This is a genomic window from Nocardioides sp. URHA0032, from assembly GCF_000620645.1.
GTDB lineage: Bacteria > Actinomycetota > Actinomycetes > Propionibacteriales > Nocardioidaceae > Nocardioides.
Genome location: NZ_JIAV01000021.1, coordinates 90821 through 110231 on the forward strand (window position 1 = coordinate 90821; position 19411 = coordinate 110231).

Sequence of the window (19411 nt, forward strand, 5' to 3'; positions counted from 1 at the left end):
AGCGATGCTACATCGATCCGTGCAGGATCATTCGCTGGTGCTTCACGGTCGTTCCCGGCACCGTGGACCCGTGAACCGCCGCGACTCCCTCCTGGCCGCTCTGGTCGCCTCGATCTGGGGCTTCAACTTCGTGGTGATCGACTGGGGCATGGCGGGCATCCCGCCGCTGCTGTTCGCGGCGATCCGGTTCACGTTCGTGGTCGTGCCGGCCGTCTTCTTCGTCGCGCGACCGGACGCACCGTGGCGGGTGGTCGCCGCGGTCGGGGTGTTCATGTCGCTGGGCCAGTTCGGCTTCCTGTACGTCTCGATGGACGCCGGCATGCCGCCCGGCCTGGCCGCGCTGGTGCTCCAGGCCCAGGTGATCTTCACGATCCTCATCGCCGCTGGGGTGCTGCGCGAGCTGCCGACCCCCGCGCAGGTCGCCGGTGTGCTGATCGGCACGGTCGGCCTCGCCGTCGTCGCGGTCGGGCGGGGCGGGAACATCACCGCGACCGCCCTCGCGCTCTGCGTGCTCGCCGCGCTGTCGTGGGGGATCGGCAACGTGATCAGCCGCTCCTCCGGCGTACGCGGAGGGCTGTCGCTGACCGTCTGGTCGGCGGTCGTGGTGCCGGTTCCGCTGCTCGCGCTCTCGCTCGCGGTCGACGGGCCGGCGGCGGTGGGCGACGCGCTGGCGTCGTTCTCCTGGCAGGCCGCCCTCTCGACGCTCTACACCGCCGGGCTCGCCTCGCTGGTCGGGTACGGCGTGTTCAACACGCTGCTGTCGCGCAACCCGTCGTCCTCGGTGGTGCCGTGGGTGCTGCTGGCCCCGGTCGTCGCGATGGCCTCGGCCTGGACGCTGCTCGACCAGCGGCCGAACGGCGCCGAGCTCGCCGGCGGCCTGGTGCTGGTCGCCGGCGTGCTCGTCGCGATGCGGCCTCCTCGGTGGGGGCTAGGCCGCCGGCCCCTTGGCGCGGACGTCGGCGACGGCGCCCATGGCCTGCCGGAGCTCGGCCAGCCAGTCGCCCTCGTGCTGCCCGACGAGCCGGACGCACCAGGCGAGCGCATCGGAGCGTGACCGCGCCACCCCGGCGTCGACCAGGGTGTCGAGCACCAGTCGCTGGGGCTGGCGCAGCCGGGTCATCACCGGTGCGGAGACGTGGGTCCACAGCTCGCGGTGCTCGCCGACGGCCACGCCCCACGAGACCTTGCGCTCGAACCGGTGCTGCGCCTCCTGCGCGATCTCCATCCGCTGCTCGCGGCTGTCCTCCCGGAACGCCGACGCGCGACCCGAGCGCGCCTCGGCCAGTGCCGCGTCCGAGCCCTGGGGCTCGGCGTCGGCGATCGTCAGCACGACCGTGATCTCCTCACGGTCGACCATGACGTCGGCGGGTTGCCAGTCCGCCGGGAGCCGGCCGGCGAACCAGCCCGTCACGCGCTCCTTCATCTCTTCAGTAATCATGTAATCATCGTTGCACGCGGGGTCAAGTCCATGCCGAGTCGGCGCTGTCTCAGCTGAGACAGCGCCGACTCGGCACTGAGATTGCGCCGACTCGGCGTCAGGGGCGGCCGGACTCCGTGTACGCCGGGCCGGCGCCGTCGACGTTCGCCATGGCGGCCGCGACCCGTCGCGCGGTGAAGTCCGCGCACCGCTCGGCGACCTGCTCGGCGGTGCAGAACTCCGCGGACCGGATCTCGCGGGTCTGCCGCACCACGGAGTCCAGGAGAGCGGGGTCGTGGACGCCGCCGTCGAAGACCAGGCACAGCGCGTCGTCCCAGCCGCTCCACGGCGGTAGCCAGTCGGTGAGCAGCAGGCGTCCGGCGGGCAGGGTCAATCCCAGCTCCTCCTCGACCTCGCGGGCGACGGCGACGTGGGGGGACTCGCCGACCTCGACGACGCCGCCGGGGAGGTCCCAGTCCTGCTTGTAGGTGAGCTGGCAGAGCAGCACCCGGGCGTCCGGCGTGCGGAGCAGCAGCTGGCTGATCGCGCGCTTGCGCGGGAGGAACGAGTTCAGCAGCGCCCGGAACCCTTCCGGCTCGTGCACCGGTACGTCGGTGGCCAGCCGCGCGTACACGATCCGGTCCACCGTCTCGCCCGCGACCGTGACGCCGCGCATCACGCCCTCGCGGCGCAGGCCCGACCAGGTGGCGGTGCGCTGCGCGGCCTCGTCCTCCGGATCGACCAGGGCCTCGACGCGCGCGTGGTCGACGAGCGCGGCTGCGACCTCGTGGCGTACGACGTCGACCGGGTCGTCGGCGGTCCAGCTGATCCGGGCGATTCCCTCCGCGACGGTCGTCACGGTGGTGGTCGGCTGGGTCACGGACAGAACTCTAACGATCGCGGCTCGGCCGGCCGAGCATGTCCGGCTCGGGGTTGTCCGCCGAAACCCGACCGACACGCCGTACGGTGCCGGCGTGTCGGGCGGGTTTCTCCGGTCAGCCGGAGAAACCCGCTGCGTTCACACCCGCCGCCGGAACCACACCGTCGCCAGCGGGGGTACGACGATGGTCGCGTGTGCGGGCTGGCCGGACCACTCGCCGGGGACGGCCGTGATCGCGCCGAAGTTGCCGACGCCCGAGCCGGAGTACGCCTCGGCGTCGGTGTTCACGATCTCCTCCCACTCACCGGCCGCGGGCAGGCCGAGCCGGTAGTCGTCGTGCGGCACCGCGGCGAAGTTCGCGACGCACGCCACGTCGGGCTCCCCGTCGCGGCCGTGGCGCACCCAGGTGAAGAGGTTCCGCCCGGCGTCGTTGGCGTCGATCCACTGGAAGCCGCCGGGGTCACCGTCCCGGCTCCACAGCGCCGGGGAGGCGACGTACGCCGCGTTCAGGTCGCGCACGAGCGACTGCACGCCGCGGTGCTCGGGGTGGTCCAGCAGCCACCAGTCGAGCTCGCGCGACTCCGCCCACTCGGACTCCTGGCCGAGCTCGATGCCCATGAACGTCAGCTGCTTGCCCGGGTGCGCCCACATGTAGGCCAGGTAGGCGCGCACGTTCGCGAGCTGCTGCCAGCGGTCGCCGGGCATCTTGCGCAGCAGCGAGCCCTTCCCGTGCACGACCTCGTCGTGGCTGAGCGGGAGCACGAAGTTCTCGGAGAATGCGTAGACCAGCGAGAACGTCAGCTCGCCGTGGTGATATGCGCGGTAGATCGGCTCGTGCGACAGGTAGTCCAGCGAGTCGTGCATCCAGCCCATGTTCCACTTGAAGCCGAAGCCGAGGCCGTCGCTGTCGGTCGAGCGGGTGACGCCCGGCCAGGACGTCGACTCCTCGGCGATGGTGGTGACGCCGGGGACCCGCTTGTAGACGGTCGCGTTCATCTCCTGGAGGAACTGCACGGCCTCGAGGTTCTCGTGGCCGCCGTGGATGTTCGGCGACCACTCGCCCTCCTCCCGCGCGTAGTCGAGGTAGAGCATCGACGCGACGCCGTCGACCCGGAGCCCGTCCGCGTGGAACTCCTCGAGCCAGTAGAGCGCGTTGGCGTACAGGAAGTTCCGCACCTCGGGCCGGCCGAAGTTGAAGATGTGCGAGCCCCACTCCTTGTGCCAGCCGCGCTGCGGGTTCGGGTCCTCATAGAGCGGCGTGCCGTCGAACCGGGCCAGCGCCCACTCGTCGGTCGCGAAGTGGCCGGGCACCCAGTCCAGGATCACGCCGACCCCGGCCTGGTGCAGGCGGTCGACGAGGAGCCGGAAGCCGTCGGGGTCGCCGAACCGCGAGTCCGGCGCGAAGTACGACGTCACGTGATAGCCCCACGACCCGCCGAACGGATGCTGCATCACCGGCATCAGCTCGACGTGGGTGAAGCCCAGGCCGGCGACGTACGCCGGGAGGTCGTCGGCGAGCTCGGCCCACGACCAGTAGCGGCCGTCGGGGTGCTTCTTCCAGGACCCGAGGTGCATCTCGTAGACGCTCATCGGCTCGGCGACCGGCTGCCTCGACGCACGCTCGCGCAGCCACGCGTCGTCGCCCCAGGAGTAGGAGGACTCGAAGATCCTGGACGCCGTGTCGGCGGGCTGCTCGGCCCAGAACGCCATCGGGTCGGCCTTCTCGCGCCACTCGCCGTCGGGGCCGAGGATGACGTACTTGTACGCCGCACCGGTGCCGACGCCCGGCACGAAGAGCTCCCACACCCCGGAGGTGCCGAGCTGGCGCATCGGGTGCTCGCGGCCGTCCCAGCTGTTGAAGTCGGCCTTGAGCCGGATCGCCCGGGCGTTCGGCGCCCAGACGGCGAACGACGTGCCGGTCACCGGCTCGAGGGCCCCGGGGTAGTGGTGCACGCGGGCGCCGAGGACGTCCCACAGCTGCTCGTGCCGGCCCTCGTTGATCAGGTGCAGGTCCATCTCGCCGAGGGTCGGGAGGAAGCGGTACGGGTCGTCGGTGACGTGCTCGTCGGGTCCGTAGCTGACCGCGAGCCGGTAGTCCGGCACGTCCGGGACCGGCAGCACGCCGGACCAGATGCCTTCGTGCTCGTGGGTCAGCTCCGCCTCTCCGCCGTCCCAGCGCACCACGACCCGGGAGGCGAGCGGCCTGAGCACCCGGACCGTCACCCCGCCGTCGTGCGGGTGCGGGCCGAGGACTCCGTGCGGGTTGCCGTGCTCGCCGCGCACCACCTGCGTGAGCTCGGCTGGGGACACGTCCAGGAGCTTCGCGGTCATCAGGCTCCGATCCTCGCCACGGCCTCGAGCGGGATGCCCACCCAGGTCGGACGGTTGCGGGTCTCGTACACGGTCTCGTACACGGCCTTGTCGGCGACGTAGGCGTCGAGGAGCACGCGCTCCTCGTCGTCCAGCCCGCCCTCGGCGTATGCCGTGAGGAAGTGGTTGCGGTTGCGGTGCGCCCACTCCTCGGCCCGGTAGGCGCGCTGGTCGACGCCCTCGGGCTGGTCCTCGGCGAACTGCCGCTCCACCACGTGCGGCACGTAGTCGAAGGAGCGCAGCATCCCGGCGACGTCGCGCCACGTGGAGTCGGGCCGCAGCCGCTCGGCGAGCGGCTTCGCGGGCTCGCCCTCGAAGTCGACGATCTTCCAGCCGAGGCTGGTGCGCAGGGTCTGGCCGAGGTGCAGGTCCCCGTGGATCTGCTGGACCTCCATGCCGTCGATGTCGCGGAGCCGGGAGTACGCCGCGCGCAGCCCCGCTTCGTACGGCGCGAGCCCCGCCACGACGGTGAGGGCGTTGTCGAGCCGCGCGTCCATGCCGTCGGCGAGCTCGCCGACGGCGGCGGCGTCCAGGCGCTCGACCGGGAAGTGCTCGGCGAGCACCGTGTGCACCTCGCGCAGCGCGACGCCGAGCCGCTCGGCCTCGGCGGCGAAGTCGCCGCCGGCCTCGTTGGCGTGCAGGTCGCCCTCGGCGAACAGGTTGCGGGCGCTGGCCAGCGCCAGGTCCCACCCGTCGCTGGCGGTTCGGAGGAACTGCTGCAGCATCGCGAGCTGCACGGTGGTGCCGGAGCCGCCCGCGCCCTGGCTCGTCGGGTCCCCGTCGACCCAGTCCAGCCAGCCGTAGAGCGCGGCGATGTGGTCGGAGCCGGCTCGGGTCAGCACCTCGTGGACGCTGATGTCCGGGTTCACGCCCGGGGTGATCTTGCGGAACACCTTCATCAGGGCGTCGTCGCCGTACGCCACCGAGGAGTTGGACTGCTCGCCGGAGAAGAGCGTCGAGTGCGTCTCGAGGTCGAGCTCGTAGCCGGGCAGCCGGTGGAACCGCAGGCCGCTCTCGTCGTTCAGGTTGCCACCGGGCTCGCCGGCGGCCTGGGCGAACGAACGCAGCCAGCATCCCATCGCCTCGCGGTCGTGGAGCGCGTCGTAGGCGTGCACCCAGCCGTACGACGGCTCCTCCCACCAGCCGATGAACGCATGGTCCAGGCGGGTCTCGGGGTTCTCGTAGAACGCGATCGGGACCTGGTAGACCTCCGAGCCGCCCTCCGCGTCCTCGTAGGCGACCTCGACCAGGTCGATGACCACGCTCGGGTCCTTCTCGCCCGCGCACGGCACCTCGCCGATGCGGCGTACGCCGGCGATCCGGAACGGTCGGCCCTTGCCGCCGAACCAGCGCGTGCGCTCCAGGTATCGCTCGAACACGTCGGGGTCGGGCCCGACCGTCTGTGCCGTCACAGCAGCAGCCCCTCTTCGGTGGTCGCAGGAGCGGCGGTCAGCCGGAACCAGTAGAACCCGTAGCCGGCCAGGGTCAGGAGGTACGGCAGCTCGCCGATCTCGGGGAACGGCACGCCGCCGAGGAGCTCGACCGGGCGCCGCCCCTCGTACCTGCGCAGGTCGAGCTCGACCGGCTGCGGGAACCGGGACAGGTTGTTGACGCAGAGGATGAGGTCCTCCTGGCCGTCCTCGGTGACGTGCTCGCGCACGTAGGACAGGACCGACGGGTTCGACCCGCCGAGGTCGTGGAACTCGCCCAGGCCGAAGGCCGGGTGGTTGCGGCGCGTGTGGATCATCCGCCGCGTCCAGTGCAGGAGCGACGAGGAGTTCTCCAGCTGGGCCTCGACATTGACCGACTGGTACCCGAAAACCGGGTCCTGGATCACTGGTCGGTCCAGCTTGCCCGGGGTCGCGGACGAGAAGCCGGCGTTGCGGTCGGCCGTCCACTGCATCGGGGTGCGCACGCCGTCGCGGTCACCGAGCCAGATGTTGTCGCCCATCCCGATCTCGTCGCCGTAGTAGAGGACCGGTGACCCGGGCAGCGAGAGCAGGAGCGCGTTGAAGAGCTCCATCTGGTTCATGTCGTTGTCCAGCAGCGGGGCGAGCCGCCGGCGGATGCCGATGTTGGCCTTCATGCGCGGGTCCTTGGCGTACTCGCCCCACATGTAGTCGCGGTCCTCGTCGGTCACCATCTCGAGGGTGAGCTCGTCGTGGTTGCGCAGGAAGATGCCCCACTGGCAGGAGTCGGGGATCGGCGGTGTCTGCTCGAGGATCTCCGAGATCGGGAACCGCGACTCCCGCCGCACCGACATGAAGATGCGCGGCATCACCGGGAAGTGGAAGGCCATGTGGCACTCGTCACCGCCGGCCTCGAAGTCGCCGAAGTACTCCACGACGTCCTCGGGCCACTGGTTGGCCTCGCAGAGCAGGACCCGGCCGGGGTACTCGTCGTCGACGACCTTGCGCACCTTGCGCAGGAAGTCGTGGGTCTCGGGGAGGTTCTCGCCGTTGGTGCCCGGCCGCTCGTAGAGGTACGGCACCGCGTCGAGCCGGAACCCGTCCATGCCCATGTCGAGCCAGAAGCGGATCGCGTCGAGGATCGCCTCGTGCACCTTCGGGTTGTCGAAGTTGAGGTCCGGCTGGTGGGAGAAGAACCGGTGCCAGAAGTACTGCTGGCGGACCGGGTCCCACGTCCAGTTCGACGGCTCGGTGTCGACGAAGATGATCCGCGCCTCCTGGTAGAGCTCGTCGGTGTCGGACCAGACGTAGAAGTCGCCGTACGGCCCGTCCGGGTCCGACCGCGACTGCTGGAACCACTCGTGCTGGTCGCTCGTGTGGTTCATGACGAAGTCGATGATCACCCGGATGCCGCGCTTGTGCGCCTCGCCCAGGAAGTAGCGGAAGTCGTCGATGGTCCCGATCTCCGGGTGCACGCCGGTGAAGTCCGCGACGTCGTACCCGTCGTCGCGCAGCGGGCTCGGGAAGAACGGCGGGATCCAGAGGCAGTCGACGCCGAGCCACTCCAGGTAGTCGAGCTTCTCGACCAGCCCGCGGAAGTCGCCGGTGCCGTCGGCGTTGGAGTCGCGGAACGCACGGACCAGGACCTCGTAGAAGACCGCGGTCTTGAACCACTCCGGCGTGCTGTTCAGGGGCTTCACCGTGTCCGCTCCGGTCATCGGGGCCTCCTCACGCTGAGGATGTGGGCCGGCTCGTGGAACGGGTCGAGGCGCACGTAGTTGTGCGCGCCCCAGTTCCACTCGCTGCCGGTGATCTCGTCGTGCGCGATGAACGACTCGTGCTCGGTCAGGCCGAGCGCGGTCATGTCCAGGTGCACCGTCGTCTCGCGGGTGGCGTGCGGGTCGACGTTCACCACCACGATGACGACGTCGTCCGCCCCGCCGGGCAGCGTGTGTCGCTTCGAGAACACCAGCACGTTCTCGTCGTCGCTCCAGTGGATGCTGACGTTGCGCAGCAGCTGGAGCGCCGGGTGGGCGCGGCGGATCTCGTTGAGCCGGGTGAGGTACGGCGCGAGCGTGCGACCCTCGCGGTCAGCCGCGTCCCAGTCGCGGATCCGGATCTGGTACTTCTCCGAGTCGAGGTACTCCTCGCTCCCCGGCCGGACCGCCACGTGCTCGTACAGCTCGTAGCCGGCGTACACGCCCCAGCTCGGTGACCCCGTCGCGGCGATCGTGGCGCGGATCTTGAACGCGGCCGGCCCGCCGTACTGCAGGAACGCGTGGAGGATGTCCGGGGTGTTGACGAAGAAGTTCGGCCGCATCAGGTGGTCGGACTCGTGGGACACCTCGCGGAGGTACTCCTCGAGCTCCCACTTCGCGGTCCGCCAGGTGAAGTAGGTGTAGCTCTGGTGGAAGCCGACCGCCCCGAGCGCCCGCATCATCGCCGGCCGGGTGAAGGCCTCGGACAGGAAGAGCACGTCGGGGTCGGTGCGCCGGACCTCCTTCAGCAACCACTCCCAGAACGCCACCGGCTTCGTGTGCGGGTTGTCGACGCGGAAGATCCGGACGCCGTGCGACATCCAGAGCCGGACGATCCGCAGCACCTCCTGGCAGATGCCGCTGGGGTCGTTGTCGAAGTTGACCGGGTAGATGTCCTGGTACTTCTTGGGCGGGTTCTCGGCGTACGCGATGGTGCCGTCCGCCCGGGTGGTGAACCACTCGGGGTGGCTGGTCACCCAGGGGTGGTCCGGCGCGGCCTGGAGCGCCAGGTCGATCGCCACCTCCAGGCCGAGGTCGCGGGCCCGGGCGACGAAGGCGTCGAAGTCCTCGAAGGTCCCGAGGTCGGGGTGGATCGCGTCGTGACCGCCGTCCTTCGAGCCGATCGCCCACGGCGAGCCGGTGTCCTGGGGCTCGGGATGAAGGGTGTTGTTGCGGCCCTTGCGGTTCACCTCGCCGATCGGGTGGATCGGCGGGAGGTAGATGACGTCGAAGCCCATCGAGGCGACCGCGTCGAGGCGCTTGGCGGCGGTCTGGAAGCTGCCGCTGGTGACCGCCCCTGTCTTCGGGTCCTTGACGGCGCCCTCGGAGCGGGGGAAGAACTCGTACCAGCTGCTGAACAGCGCGCGCGCCCGGTCGGCGTACGCCGGGTACGGGCCCTCGACGGTCAGGAGCTCCCGGATCGGGTGGGTGCGCAGGATGCCGGTCACCTCGGGCGACTCGAGGACCGCGAGCCGGGCCGCGGCCGGCCGCTCGGTGTCCCGGGCCGCGTCGATCGCGCCCTGCAGGACCTGGGCGGCGTCGGCCGAGGACGGGTCGCGCGGGTCCAGCGAGGCGAGCACCCGATCGAGCAGCAGCGTGCCCTCGAGGAACATCAGCTCGACGTCCACGCCGGCGGGCACCTTGAGCGCCGCGTGGTGCTGCCAGGTGGACAGCGGGTCGGACCAGGCGACGACCTCGAAGGTCCACGGGCCCTCGGCGTCGGGCGTCACCCAGGCCTCGTACAGGTCCGGGACCTCGGCGTGCTTGGTCATCCGCACCGGGGGGCGACGTTGCCCGCCGGGGCCGATGAGCACGACCTCGGCGCCGAGCAAGTCGTGGCCCTCGCGGAACACCGTCGCGGTCACCGGGAACGGCTCGCCGACGGTCGCCTTCGCGGGCTGTCGCCCCAGGTCCACCAACGGCGCGACGTTCATGATGGGGATGCGTCCGACCATGATCTCCAACCTAGCGAGCGTGCGTGGGCAACGGGTACCGCGTACCCGTCGGCGCTGGTCGGAAACCGGTCTGTCCGACTGGTGATCGGTGGTCGAGCCCCGGGGGACGCGGCGGCAGCCCGGTCGGTGGTCGAGTGGCCGCCGAGGGACGAGGCGGCGGTCTACGTGCGCACGGTGATCGGTGGTCGAGTGGCCGCCGAGGGACGAGGCGGCGTATCGAGACCCCCGTCACGGTCGAGGTCTCGATACGTCGGTCGCGACCTCCTTCGTCGGTCGCGCGGTGGCACGGTCGGTGGTCGAGTGGCCGCCGAGGGACGAGGCGGCGTATCGAGACCCCCCGTAACGGTCGAGGTCTCGATACGCCGGTCGCGACCTCCTTCGTCGGTCGCGCGGCGGCACGGTCGGTGGTCGAGTGGCCGCCGAGGGACGAGGCGGCGTATCGAGGCCCCCGTCACCTGTCGCGGTCTCGATACGCCGGTCGCGACCTCCTTCGTCGGTCGCGCGGCTACTCGACCTGGCTGCTGGCACTTCGTCGCCCGAGCACGCTCGGGCGACGAAGGCAGCTCAGAACACCTGCAGCTCGGCTGCGTGCACGATCGTGCCGCGGTCCGACCCGGTCTTGCAGTCGGTCGGGGCGGTCGGGTCGTTGTCCTGCTCACCGGCGTACCCGGCGAACCCCGTGCACTGGTTCTCGAGCACCACGAACCGGATCGCGGCCGCCCTCGTCGCTGGGACGGCGAACGAGCGGAGGGTCAGGTTCGGGGCGACCGGCCGCGGCCGGACCGCCGGGAACGCGTTGCCGGGGGAGACGTAGAACCGCTTCCACGTCGCGTGCGCGCCACCGCAGCTCTTGACGCAGGCCTCGAGCGCGAACTTCCGCAGCGCCGTGAACCGTGAGCCCGAGTCGGGGTCGGGATCCTTCGCGAGCGGCACCTCCGTGCCGTCGGCCGGCGCCGGGGTGAGCATCGCGCTGACCTGCACCCGGCGGACGGTGTGCACACCGCCGGCCAGGTCGACCGCGACGTACGGGTGCGTCGCGTCCACGTCGCCGGTGGTGACGCCGCCCCAGGCGGTGCGCTCGGTGCCGTCGATGAGCGACCCGGCGTTCAGCGAGCCGTCCGTGGTGCCGAGGACCTCGGCTCCGTTCTTCTGCGAGGCCAGGTTCCTCGGCGTCCTCAGGTGGATGGTCCTGTGCTGGCCGGCCATCACCGTGAGGTGGAACCGCTTGAAGCCCCGCGACTTCGAGACGGCGAGCATCTCGTAGCGGCCCGGCGTGAGGCTCACCGTGTTGCCCAGCTTCCTGGTCTTCGCCGAGGTGTCGGCGACCGGCGTCGCGCGGGCCTCGAAGTGGCCGACGTAGATCTTTCCGGCCCGGTTGCCGGCGAACCTCACGACGGCGTTCTTCGACGTCGGCGACCTGAAGCTCGGGTTCGTGTTGCCCGAGTCGGCGTTCGGCGTCGAGGCGCCCATGCCCATGCCGCGCCGGGCGAACGCATCCCAGAGGACCTTCTTGTCCTTGCCGCCGAAGCGCATCTGGTCGGCCGCGATCATGGCGTCACGGGCGTCCAGCATCGAGGTCGCGCCCTGCTGGAGCAGGAACGCATCGAAGACCAGCTGGATCCAGCGGCGGTTGCCCGGGCACTGGTTGGCGGGCAGCGGCGTCTGGTCCGCCTTGGCCTGGGCGCAGCGGAGCTGGAGCGCCCGGTCGTCGTACGGGAACCTCGCGTCGTACTTCTTGACCAGGGCCTGGCGGACGGTCCAGTTGGTGCCGTTCCAGATCTCGCCGTCCGCGTGCACCTCGTCGCCCGTGACGTCGTAGCCGACGTCGGAGTAGTTCAGCGGGTTGTGATTGATGGCGTAGTCGCGGATGGCGACCGACTTGTTGCCGGTGGCGTAGACGCCGACGGCCCAGGGGTTGCCGCCGTTGCGGTAGCCGTGGCTGAACATGTACTCGCCGGCGGTCAGGTCGCCCCACGACTCGCCCATCGCGCCGCCCTGGGCGGACGTGATGCTCTCGTCGGGGCCGCCGATCATCCGGTTGCTGATCGCATGGGTGTACTCGTGGCCGACGATGCCCATGTCGAGGGCGCCGTCGACGCACGGGGCGTAGAACGCGCCGGCGATCGGCTGGAAGAGGTACTGGTTCGTGATGCCGGGCACGCCGTCCTGCAGCGTGATCTGGTTCGCGTTGTCCCGGCCGAGGTACGACGGGTTGCCGCCGGTGAGCGCGCCGGCCTGGGCGTTGCCGGTCTCCTGGTCGCCCTCGACGCCACCCCGGCCGAGGTTGCTGGCCTGGAGGTTGTAGTTCGCCTCCGTGAAGCCGAGGTAGTACGAGAAGTCGTGCATCCGGTTGTGCGCGACGAACAGGTTCGTCACCGTGGCGTCGATGTCGTTGCCGCCGGGGTGCAGCTGGGTGGGGTCGCACCGGGAGTTGTTCCAGGCGTCCGTGAACTCGGTCGTGTACTCACGGGTCGGAGAGACCGGCGCCTGCGCGGTGCCGCCCGGGGCGAGGGGATTCGCCCAGGCCTCGTGGGTGTCGGCGTTGTTGCCGACCGTGGTCATGGTGCCGATCCCGCTGCCGGCGAGGGTGTCCCACGGCCCGGGCGCGGCGACGTTGCGGAACGGGCCGGTGGGCGTGGTGCAGCCGTCACCGGGGACCCAGCAGCCGATGACGGTGTTCTTCGGCGTGGTGTCGGGGGAGTAGTCGAGGGTCGGGTTGGCGGTGAAGTAGCGCCACTTCGGGTCGAACCCGGTGTCGCCGGTCGAGGGGCCTGCGGTGTCGCTCGAGGTGACGCTCGCGACGTAGTTGCCCGGCGGCAGGAAGGGCGCCGTCGGGTCGGCGAAGGGGCATACCTGCATCGTGTAGATGCCCTTCGGGATCGAGTCCGCGGCGTACGTCGCGGTCTCGGGGCTGGTGCCCAGGTCGCCGGAGACGAGCAGGTCGCCGCCGGGGGAGAAGATCTTGACCTCGATGTCGTCGGCGGTGTTCGCCATCGCCGCGACCGCGACGATCTGCCTGGTGTTGTCGTCGGTGAGCTCGAACTCGTGCTTGGGTCCGCACTCGGTCGCGGTCACCTCGCCCTGGAACGGGTAGACGTCGTTGTTGCTCTCGGCCTGGTTCTGCCGGTGCAGGATCGCGCCGGTGACGCCGTCGACCATCAGGGTGTAGGCGAAGGCGGAGCCCCTGGCGACGTCCAGCACGTCGGTCTCGAACACCGGGCGCACGGTGCCGTCCGCCATCGCGAGCGCGCGTTCACGGACCAGCTGCTGCTGGGCGAAGCCCGGGACGGTCAGCCGGGTCCAGCCCCCGGTGACCTTGCTGGTGATGTCGGCGATGGTGCCGGCGTCGAGGTCGCGGCCGACGTTCGCGGCTGCCTTCACGAAGGCCTGCACCGGGGTCAGCGTGGCCGCCGGGGGAGCGCCGTCCGCCTTGGCGATCGACGAGGAGGCATAGGCGATCTCCCCGTGCGCGACGCCGACGGTGACCATGCTGTCGAGGGCGGGCGTCAGGTCGCCGAACCGCTGGCGGAACAGCACCGCGCGGGCGGGGCTCTGCGCGAGCTGCTGGCTGTTGACGAGCTCGAGCCCGTCCGCCTGCGCGGCGGTGAGGCCGAACACGGCCGCGTTGTCGTGCAGCCAGGCGCGCGCCGCGGCGACCGGGTCGGCGGACGTCGCGCGGGCGAGCACGCCGTCGGCAGGGAGGATCGAGGCCGGCGTGCCGAACTGGTTCCACCGCAGGTCAACCGCGCCGAGCGCCGCGGCGGCGGAGCGCTGGGTCGCCGTCGGAAGGACGGTGCCGCGCGCGTCGAGGTCGGTGAGGCCGGCGACCGGGTCGGCGAGGCTCCCCAGTGGCCGAGGGGTCGCGTGGGTCGGCTGGGTGGCGGCGGTGGCGGTGGCGGCGGTGGCGCTCGTGGCGAGGGCGGGGAGCTGCGCGAGGCCCGGGACCAGGGTGACGGTCAGGAGGCCCAGCGCGGCGACGCGGTAGCGGGTCATGCCCGGGCCAACGCCGGACAGGGGGGTTCGTTATGTGAACCGCTCCGCGGCCCACACTTTGATCGTTCCAAGGCAAGCGGGGTAGCGTCCGCTCCGTGCGTGCCATTCGTCGATTCACCGTCCGTCCCGTCCTGCCCCCGGCGCTCGCCGCGCTGGGCGATCTCGCCGGCAACCTGCGCTGGTCGTGGCACCCCGAGTCGCAGGACGTGTTCGAGTACGTCGACCCCGACCTGTGGGAGTCCACCGGGCGTGACCCGGTGCGGCTCCTCGGCGCGGTCGGGCCGCAGCGGCTCAACGACCTGGCCCGGTCCGAGGAGTTCCTGTCGATGCTCGCTGCCGCGCGCGACAGCCTGAGCCGCTACCTGACCGGCGAGCGCTGGTACCAGCGCCGCCAGGCGGCCGGCGAGGACGTGCCGCGCGCGATCGCGTACTTCTCGCCGGAATTCGGCATCACCGCGGTGCTGCCGCAGTACTCCGGCGGCCTCGGCATCCTGGCCGGTGACCATCTGAAGGCGGCCAGCGACCTCGGCGTACCGATCCTCGGCGTCGGTCTGCTCTACCGGCACGGCTACTTCAAGCAGGCGCTCTCCCGCGAGGGCTGGCAGCAGGAGACCTATCCGGTCCTGGACCCCGACGGGCTCCCGATCTCGCTGCTCCGCGAGGAGAACGGCGAGCGGGCGATGATCTCGCTGGCGCTCCCGGGCGGCCCCGACCTGCAGGCGCGGATCTGGGTCGCCAGCGTCGGGCGGGTCCCGCTGCTGATGCTCGACACCGACGTCGAGGCCAACCCCGACCACTACCGCGAGGTGACCGACCGGCTCTACGGCGGCACCAGCGAGCACCGGCTGCGCCAGGAGCTGCTGCTCGGCATCGGCGGGGTGCGGGCGATCCGCGCGTACTGCCGGATCACCGGCCACCCTGCGCCGGAGGTGTTCCACACCAACGAGGGCCACGCCGGCTTCCTCGGGCTGGAGCGGATCCGCGAGCTGACGGTCGCCGAGGGCGGCCCGAAGCTCGACCTCGACACCGCGCTCGAGGTCGGCCGCGCGTCGACCGTCTTCACCACGCACACCCCGGTGCCGGCCGGCATCGACCGGTTCCCGCGGACCCTGGTCGAGCAGTACTTCAGCGACGCGGGACCGGTGCCCGGCGTACCCGTGGAGCGGATCCTCGCCCTCGGCGCCGAGGACTACGAGGGCGGTGACACTTCGGTCTTCAACATGGCGGTGATGGGCTTCCGGCTCGCCCAGCGTGCGAACGGCGTCTCGCGGCTGCACGGCCACGTCAGCCGCGGCATGTTCAGCGGCCTGTGGCCGGCCTTCGACGAGGCCGAGGTGCCGATCGGGTCGATCACGAACGGCGTGCACGCCCCGACCTGGGTGGCACGCGAGATGTTCGACCTCGCGGCCGGCCAGGGTGCCGAGCGCGACTCCGACGACGTCGACGCGTTCTGGGCGGCCGTGGACAAGGTCCCGGGCGACCAGGTGTGGGCGACCAAGCGGGTGCTGCGCGAGCGCCTCGTCGCCGACGCGCGGAAGCGGCTGCGCCGCTCGTGGGAGGAGCGCGGCGCGGCCACGGCCGAGCTCGCGTGGACCGACAACGCGCTCGACCCCGACGTGCTCACGATCGGCTTCGCGCGACGGGCCGCGTCGTACAAGCGACTGACGCTGATGATGCGCGACCCGGCGCGGCTCAAGAGCCTGCTGCTGCACCCCGAGCGCCCGATCCAGCTGGTGATCGCCGGCAAGGCGCACCCGGCCGACGACGGCGGCAAGAAGCTGATCCAGGACATCGTGCGGCTCTCCGACGACCCCGAGATCCGGCACCGCATCGTCTTCCTGCCCAACTACGACATCGCGATGGCGCAGCCGCTCTACCCCGGCTGCGACGTGTGGCTCAACAACCCGCTGCGGCCGTACGAGGCCTGCGGCACGTCGGGCATGAAGGCCGCGCTGAACGGCGGCCTGAACCTGTCGGTGCTCGACGGCTGGTGGGACGAGTGGTACGACGGGGACAACGGCTGGGCGATCCCCACCGCCGACGGCGTCGAGGACGCCGACCACCGTGACGACCTCGAGGCGCACGCGCTCTACGACCTGATCGAGAACGACGTGGCCCCGCGCTTCTACGACCTCGACGCCGACGGCGTACCTACCCGCTGGCTGGAGATGACCCGGCACACGCTGAAGTCGCTCGGCCCGAAGGTGCTCGCGACCCGCATGGTTCGCGACTACGTGCGAAAGCTCTACGCCCCGGCTGCGACCACCGCGCACCGCCTCAACTCCGACTACGCCGGCGCCACCGAGCTCGCGGCCTGGAAGAAGAAGGTGCGCTCGGGCTGGCCGGGTGTCCGCGTCGAGCACGTCGAGAGCAGCGGCGTCGGTGACGCCCCCGAGGTCGGCGACATCATGAGCGTCCGCGCGTTCGTCGCGCTCGGCTCCCTGTCGCCCGACGACGTGGAGGTGCAGCTCGTCCACGGCCGCAGCAACGGCGATGACGACCTGCTCGACGCCGCGATCGAGTCGCTCCACGTCGCCGAGTCCTACGAGGGCGGGCGGCACCGGTTCGACGGCGAGCACGTCCTCGACCACTCCGGCTCGTTCGGCTACACGGTCCGCGTCATCCCGCGCAACGATCTCCTGGCCTCGCCCGCCGAGCTCGGCGTGGTCGCCCTGCCGTGAACGCCGAGTCGGCGCAGTCTCAGCTGAGACTGCGCCGACTCGGCCGCGTTCCGGGTCAGCCGGCGTTGTCGACGAACTCCGTGGTGTAGGTCTTCGACAGGTCGATGTCGTCCTTCTTGGCCTTCACCGTGTCGGAGAACGTGCCGAGGACGTCGAGGACGGTCTCCGGTCCGCCCTCGGGCATCCGGCCGTCGGTCGTGAACATCGGCGAGGAGTCCTTGATCGACTGCACGTACAGCTCCGGGTCGCCGCCGGCGTAGTCCGCCGGCATCTCGGCGGCGATCTCGGCGGCGTCGTGGGTGCTGATCCACTGCATGGTCCGCACGAACGCGTCGGCCAGCTTCTGCACGGTCTTCGGGTTCTGCTCGACGTAGTCGCAGGTCATGTAGAGCGACGCCGCGGGATAGAGCCCGCCGAGCGCGGCCTTGGTGCCCTCCTCCGTGCGCATGTCGATGAGGACCTTGCCGAGGCCCTTGTCGACCGCGGTCGCGATCGTCGGGTCCGTGGTCATGCCCGCGTCGATCCCGCCGTTCTGGAGTGCGGCGATGAACGTCGAGCCGGCGCCGGCGGTGACGGTCGAGTAGTCCGACGTGTCCACGCCGTTCTTCGTGGCGAGGTACTGCGTCAGGTAGTCGGTGGACGAGCCCGGGGACGTCACGCCGAGCTTCTTGCCTCCGAAGTCGGCGGCGCTCCCGACGCTGTCGGACGAGGTGGCGACCACCTCCGCCTCGCCTGGCACCTTGGCCAGCTGGACCACGCTCTCCACGCACTTGTCCTGCGCCTGGAGGGCGATCGTGTGGTCGTAGAAGCCGACGACGCCGTCCACCTTGCCGGCGAGCATGACGTTCTCGGCGCTCGCGCCCGAGGGCTCGGTCTTGAGGTCGACGTCGACGCCGGCGTCGTCGAAGTAGCCGAGCCGCTCGGTGAGCATGGCCGGCAGGTAGATCACCTTGTCGATGCCGCCGACCATGATCGAGACGTTCGGGGTGGCCGACGCGTCGTCGTCGGCCGCGGCGCCGCGGCAGCCCGTCAGGGCGGCCGCGACCGAGGCGGTGGCGATCGAGGCGGCGAGGACGCGGCGAGGGGTGGTGCGCATGGGAGTACTCCTTGGGGGTGGGACGGAAATGGGGTGAGGTCAGAGGTCGCGGGCGAGCTCGGAGCCGGACGGCGGGCGCCACGAGGTGAGGCGCTGCTCGAGGCGGGTGATGAGCCACTCGGCGCCGAGGGCGAGGACGGTGACGATCAACATGCCGGCGTAGATGCCTGCGGCGTCGAAGTTGCCCTGCGCGTGGTTGATGAGGAGGCCGAGGCCCTGGTCGGCCCCGGTGAACTCGCCGACGATCGCGCCGATCAGCGCGAAGCCGAAGGCGACGTGCATGCTGGCGAGGATCCAGGAGGTCGCGCTCGGCAGGATGACGGTGCGCATCATCGCCCAGCGGCTCGCGCCCAGGATCCGGGCGTTGTCGACGAGCACCTTGTCGACCTCGCGCGCTCCCTGGAACGAGTTGAAGAACACCGCGAAGAAGACCAGCACGAACGCCGTCGCGACCTTCGAGCTCATGCCGAGGCCGAACCAGATGACGAACAGCGACGCCAGCACGATGCGCGGGATGGCGTTGGCACCCTTGATGAACGGCGCGAGCACGTCGGAGAGGAAGCGCGCCCGGCCGAGGACGATGCCCAGGACGACGCCGGCGAACGTGCCGATCACGAAGCCGAGCACCGCCTCCTCGAGGGTGACCGCCATGTTCGACCAGATCGAGCCCATCGAGGTGCCCTCGGTGAACCAGTCGACCAGGCGGTCCCAGATCTGGCTCGGCATCGAGTAGTAGAACGGGTCGATCACCGTGCGAGCCGCGAGCTCCCACGAGGCGAGCCACACGACGATGAGCAGCACCCGCACGAGCGCCACCGTCGACCGGCGCCGCGACGCGCGGCTGCGGAAGAGTCGGAAGGTCGGGCTCGGCGCCGGCACCTGCTGGGGCTCGGCTGTTGGTCGGGTCTGGGTGTCAAGCGACACGGGAGGCTCCTCTCGCACGGGTGATCTCCACTTCCTCGCGCAAGCTGTCCCAGATGCGCTTGTAGAGCTGGATGAACTCGGGGGTGAGCCGGATCTCCTCGACCCGGCGCGGACGGGGGAGGTCGACGGTCACGACGTCCTTGACGGTCGCCGGCCCGGCGGTCATCACGACCACGCGGTCCGCGAGGCTGATGGCCTCGGTCAGGTCGTGGGTCACGAACACGCACGCGGCGCCGGACCCCGACCAGAGGGTGAGGAGCTCGTCCTGCATGAGCTCGCGGGTCTGGACGTCGAGCGCCCCGAACGGCTCGTCGAGCAGCAGCACGGTCGGCTCCGTGATGAGGGTCTGCGCCATCGCGACCCGCTTCCGCATCCCGCCGGAGAGCTGGTGCGGGTAGCGGTCCTCGAAGCCGCCGAGCCCGACGCGGTTGATCCAGTCACGGGCGCGGGCCTCGGCGTCGGCACGTCGCAGGCCGCGGTACCGCAGGCCGAGCGCGACGTTGTCGAGCACGTTCTTCCACGGCAGCACCGCGTCTGCCTGGAACATGTAGCCCACGCCGTCCGGGATCCCCTCGACCGGCTGCCCCGCGACCTCGACGGTGCCGACCGAGGCCGGCTCGAGGCCGGAGACGAGGGACAGGGTCGTGGACTTGCCGCACCCGGTGGGCCCGACGACGGCGACGAACTCGCCCGGGGCCACGTCGAGTGTCACGTCCCGGATGGCGGTGAACGCGCTGCCGTCCTTGGTGGCGAAGCGCTTGGTCGCCCCGCGCAATGAGATCGCCGGGACGCCCGGGACGCCGGGGGCGTGGGGATCGCGGCGAGATGTGATGTCGGTCATGGCCGGGGACCGTAGGCGTCGCGTGACGGCCGTCACCAGCCTTGCGATCGTTGTCGTCGAACCCGACACAAACAACGTTCTGCGCATT

General features: G+C 70.9%; 11 protein-coding genes and 1 pseudogene. 2 read left to right on the forward strand and 10 right to left on the reverse strand.

The features are described 5' to 3' along the window. Positions 1 to 4: 4 nt before the first annotated feature. Positions 5 to 895: pseudogene (locus tag N538_RS25195) on the forward strand (EamA family transporter); the annotation flags it as partial. A 33-nt stretch (positions 896 to 928) separates the two neighbouring features. On the opposite strand, the gene N538_RS29300 reads toward N538_RS25195, so the two are convergent. The 7 genes from N538_RS29300 to N538_RS0112595 form a co-directional block, all read right to left on the reverse strand. Further along, positions 929 to 1438: a hypothetical protein gene (locus tag N538_RS29300; protein WP_269320336.1), complete on the reverse strand. Its 510-nt coding sequence runs from the start codon at positions 1436 to 1438 to the stop codon at positions 929 to 931. Positions 1439 to 1535: 97 nt separating this feature from the next. After that, positions 1536 to 2297: an NUDIX hydrolase gene (locus N538_RS0112570; protein WP_028637598.1), complete on the reverse strand. Its 762-nt coding sequence runs from the start codon at positions 2295 to 2297 to the stop codon at positions 1536 to 1538. 138 nt (positions 2298 to 2435) lie between these two features. Beyond that, positions 2436 to 4628, reverse strand: coding sequence for a 1,4-alpha-glucan branching protein GlgB (gene glgB / locus N538_RS0112575; protein ID WP_036570399.1), 2193 nt, complete (start codon positions 4626 to 4628; stop codon positions 2436 to 2438). Next, positions 4628 to 6079, reverse strand: a complete 1452-nt coding sequence (locus tag N538_RS0112580; RefSeq protein WP_051549240.1) for a maltokinase N-terminal cap-like domain-containing protein — start codon at positions 6077 to 6079, stop codon at positions 4628 to 4630. Before N538_RS0112580 ends, glgB begins: the two co-directional genes overlap by 1 nt. Beyond that, positions 6076 to 7794, reverse strand: coding sequence for a maltose alpha-D-glucosyltransferase (treS, locus tag N538_RS0112585; protein WP_028637601.1), 1719 nt, complete (start codon positions 7792 to 7794; stop codon positions 6076 to 6078). The genes N538_RS0112580 and treS overlap by 4 nt, the downstream gene beginning before the upstream one ends. Continuing rightward, positions 7791 to 9788, reverse strand: coding sequence for an alpha-1,4-glucan--maltose-1-phosphate maltosyltransferase (locus tag N538_RS0112590; RefSeq protein WP_028637602.1), 1998 nt, complete (start codon positions 9786 to 9788; stop codon positions 7791 to 7793). The genes treS and N538_RS0112590 overlap by 4 nt, the downstream gene beginning before the upstream one ends. Positions 9789 to 10352: 564 nt before the next feature. Next, a complete protein-coding gene (locus N538_RS0112595) occupies positions 10353 to 13781 on the reverse strand; it encodes a M36 family metallopeptidase (RefSeq protein WP_028637603.1) in 3429 nt (1142 codons plus the stop codon). 95 nt (positions 13782 to 13876) lie between these two features. On the opposite strand from N538_RS0112595, the gene glgP reads away from it, so the two are divergent. Beyond that, complete coding sequence (glgP, locus tag N538_RS0112600; protein ID WP_028637604.1) at positions 13877 to 16462, forward strand: alpha-glucan family phosphorylase; 2586 nt, start codon at positions 13877 to 13879, stop codon at positions 16460 to 16462. A 55-nt stretch (positions 16463 to 16517) separates the two neighbouring features. Here the strand turns inward: glgP and N538_RS0112605 are convergent, their stop codons facing one another. Genes N538_RS0112605 through N538_RS0112615 form a run of 3 tightly spaced genes read right to left on the reverse strand, consistent with a single transcriptional unit; the run spans position 16518 to position 19323 of the window. Then, on the reverse strand, positions 16518 to 17558 hold the full coding sequence (locus N538_RS0112605) for an ABC transporter substrate-binding protein (RefSeq protein ID WP_028637605.1): 1041 nt from the start codon (positions 17556 to 17558) through the stop codon (positions 16518 to 16520). A gap of 39 nt (positions 17559 to 17597) precedes the next feature. After that, a complete protein-coding gene (locus N538_RS0112610) occupies positions 17598 to 18482 on the reverse strand; it encodes an ABC transporter permease (protein WP_028637606.1) in 885 nt (294 codons plus the stop codon). Then, a complete protein-coding gene (locus tag N538_RS0112615; protein ID WP_051549241.1) occupies positions 18472 to 19323 on the reverse strand; it encodes an ABC transporter ATP-binding protein in 852 nt (283 codons plus the stop codon). The genes N538_RS0112610 and N538_RS0112615 overlap by 11 nt, the downstream gene beginning before the upstream one ends. Positions 19324 to 19411 lie beyond the last annotated feature (88 nt).

Bases quoted from the DNA above. Each gene is read 5' to 3' on its own strand.
- N538_RS29300 (WP_269320336.1), bottom strand. From the start codon at position 1,438: ATGATTACTGAAGAGATGAAGGAGCGCGTGACGGGCTGGTTCGCCGGC.
- glgB (WP_036570399.1), bottom strand. From the start codon at position 4,628: ATGACCGCGAAGCTCCTGGACGTGTCCCCAGCCGAGCTCACGCAGGTG.
- treS (WP_028637601.1), bottom strand. From the start codon at position 7,794: ATGACCGGAGCGGACACGGTGAAGCCCCTGAACAGCACGCCGGAGTGG.
- N538_RS0112590 (WP_028637602.1), bottom strand. From the start codon at position 9,788: ATGGTCGGACGCATCCCCATCATGAACGTCGCGCCGTTGGTGGACCTG.
- N538_RS0112595 (WP_028637603.1), bottom strand. From the start codon at position 13,781: ATGACCCGCTACCGCGTCGCCGCGCTGGGCCTCCTGACCGTCACCCTG.
- N538_RS0112605 (WP_028637605.1), bottom strand. From the start codon at position 17,558: ATGCGCACCACCCCTCGCCGCGTCCTCGCCGCCTCGATCGCCACCGCC.
- N538_RS0112615 (WP_051549241.1), bottom strand. From the start codon at position 19,323: ATGACCGACATCACATCTCGCCGCGATCCCCACGCCCCCGGCGTCCCG.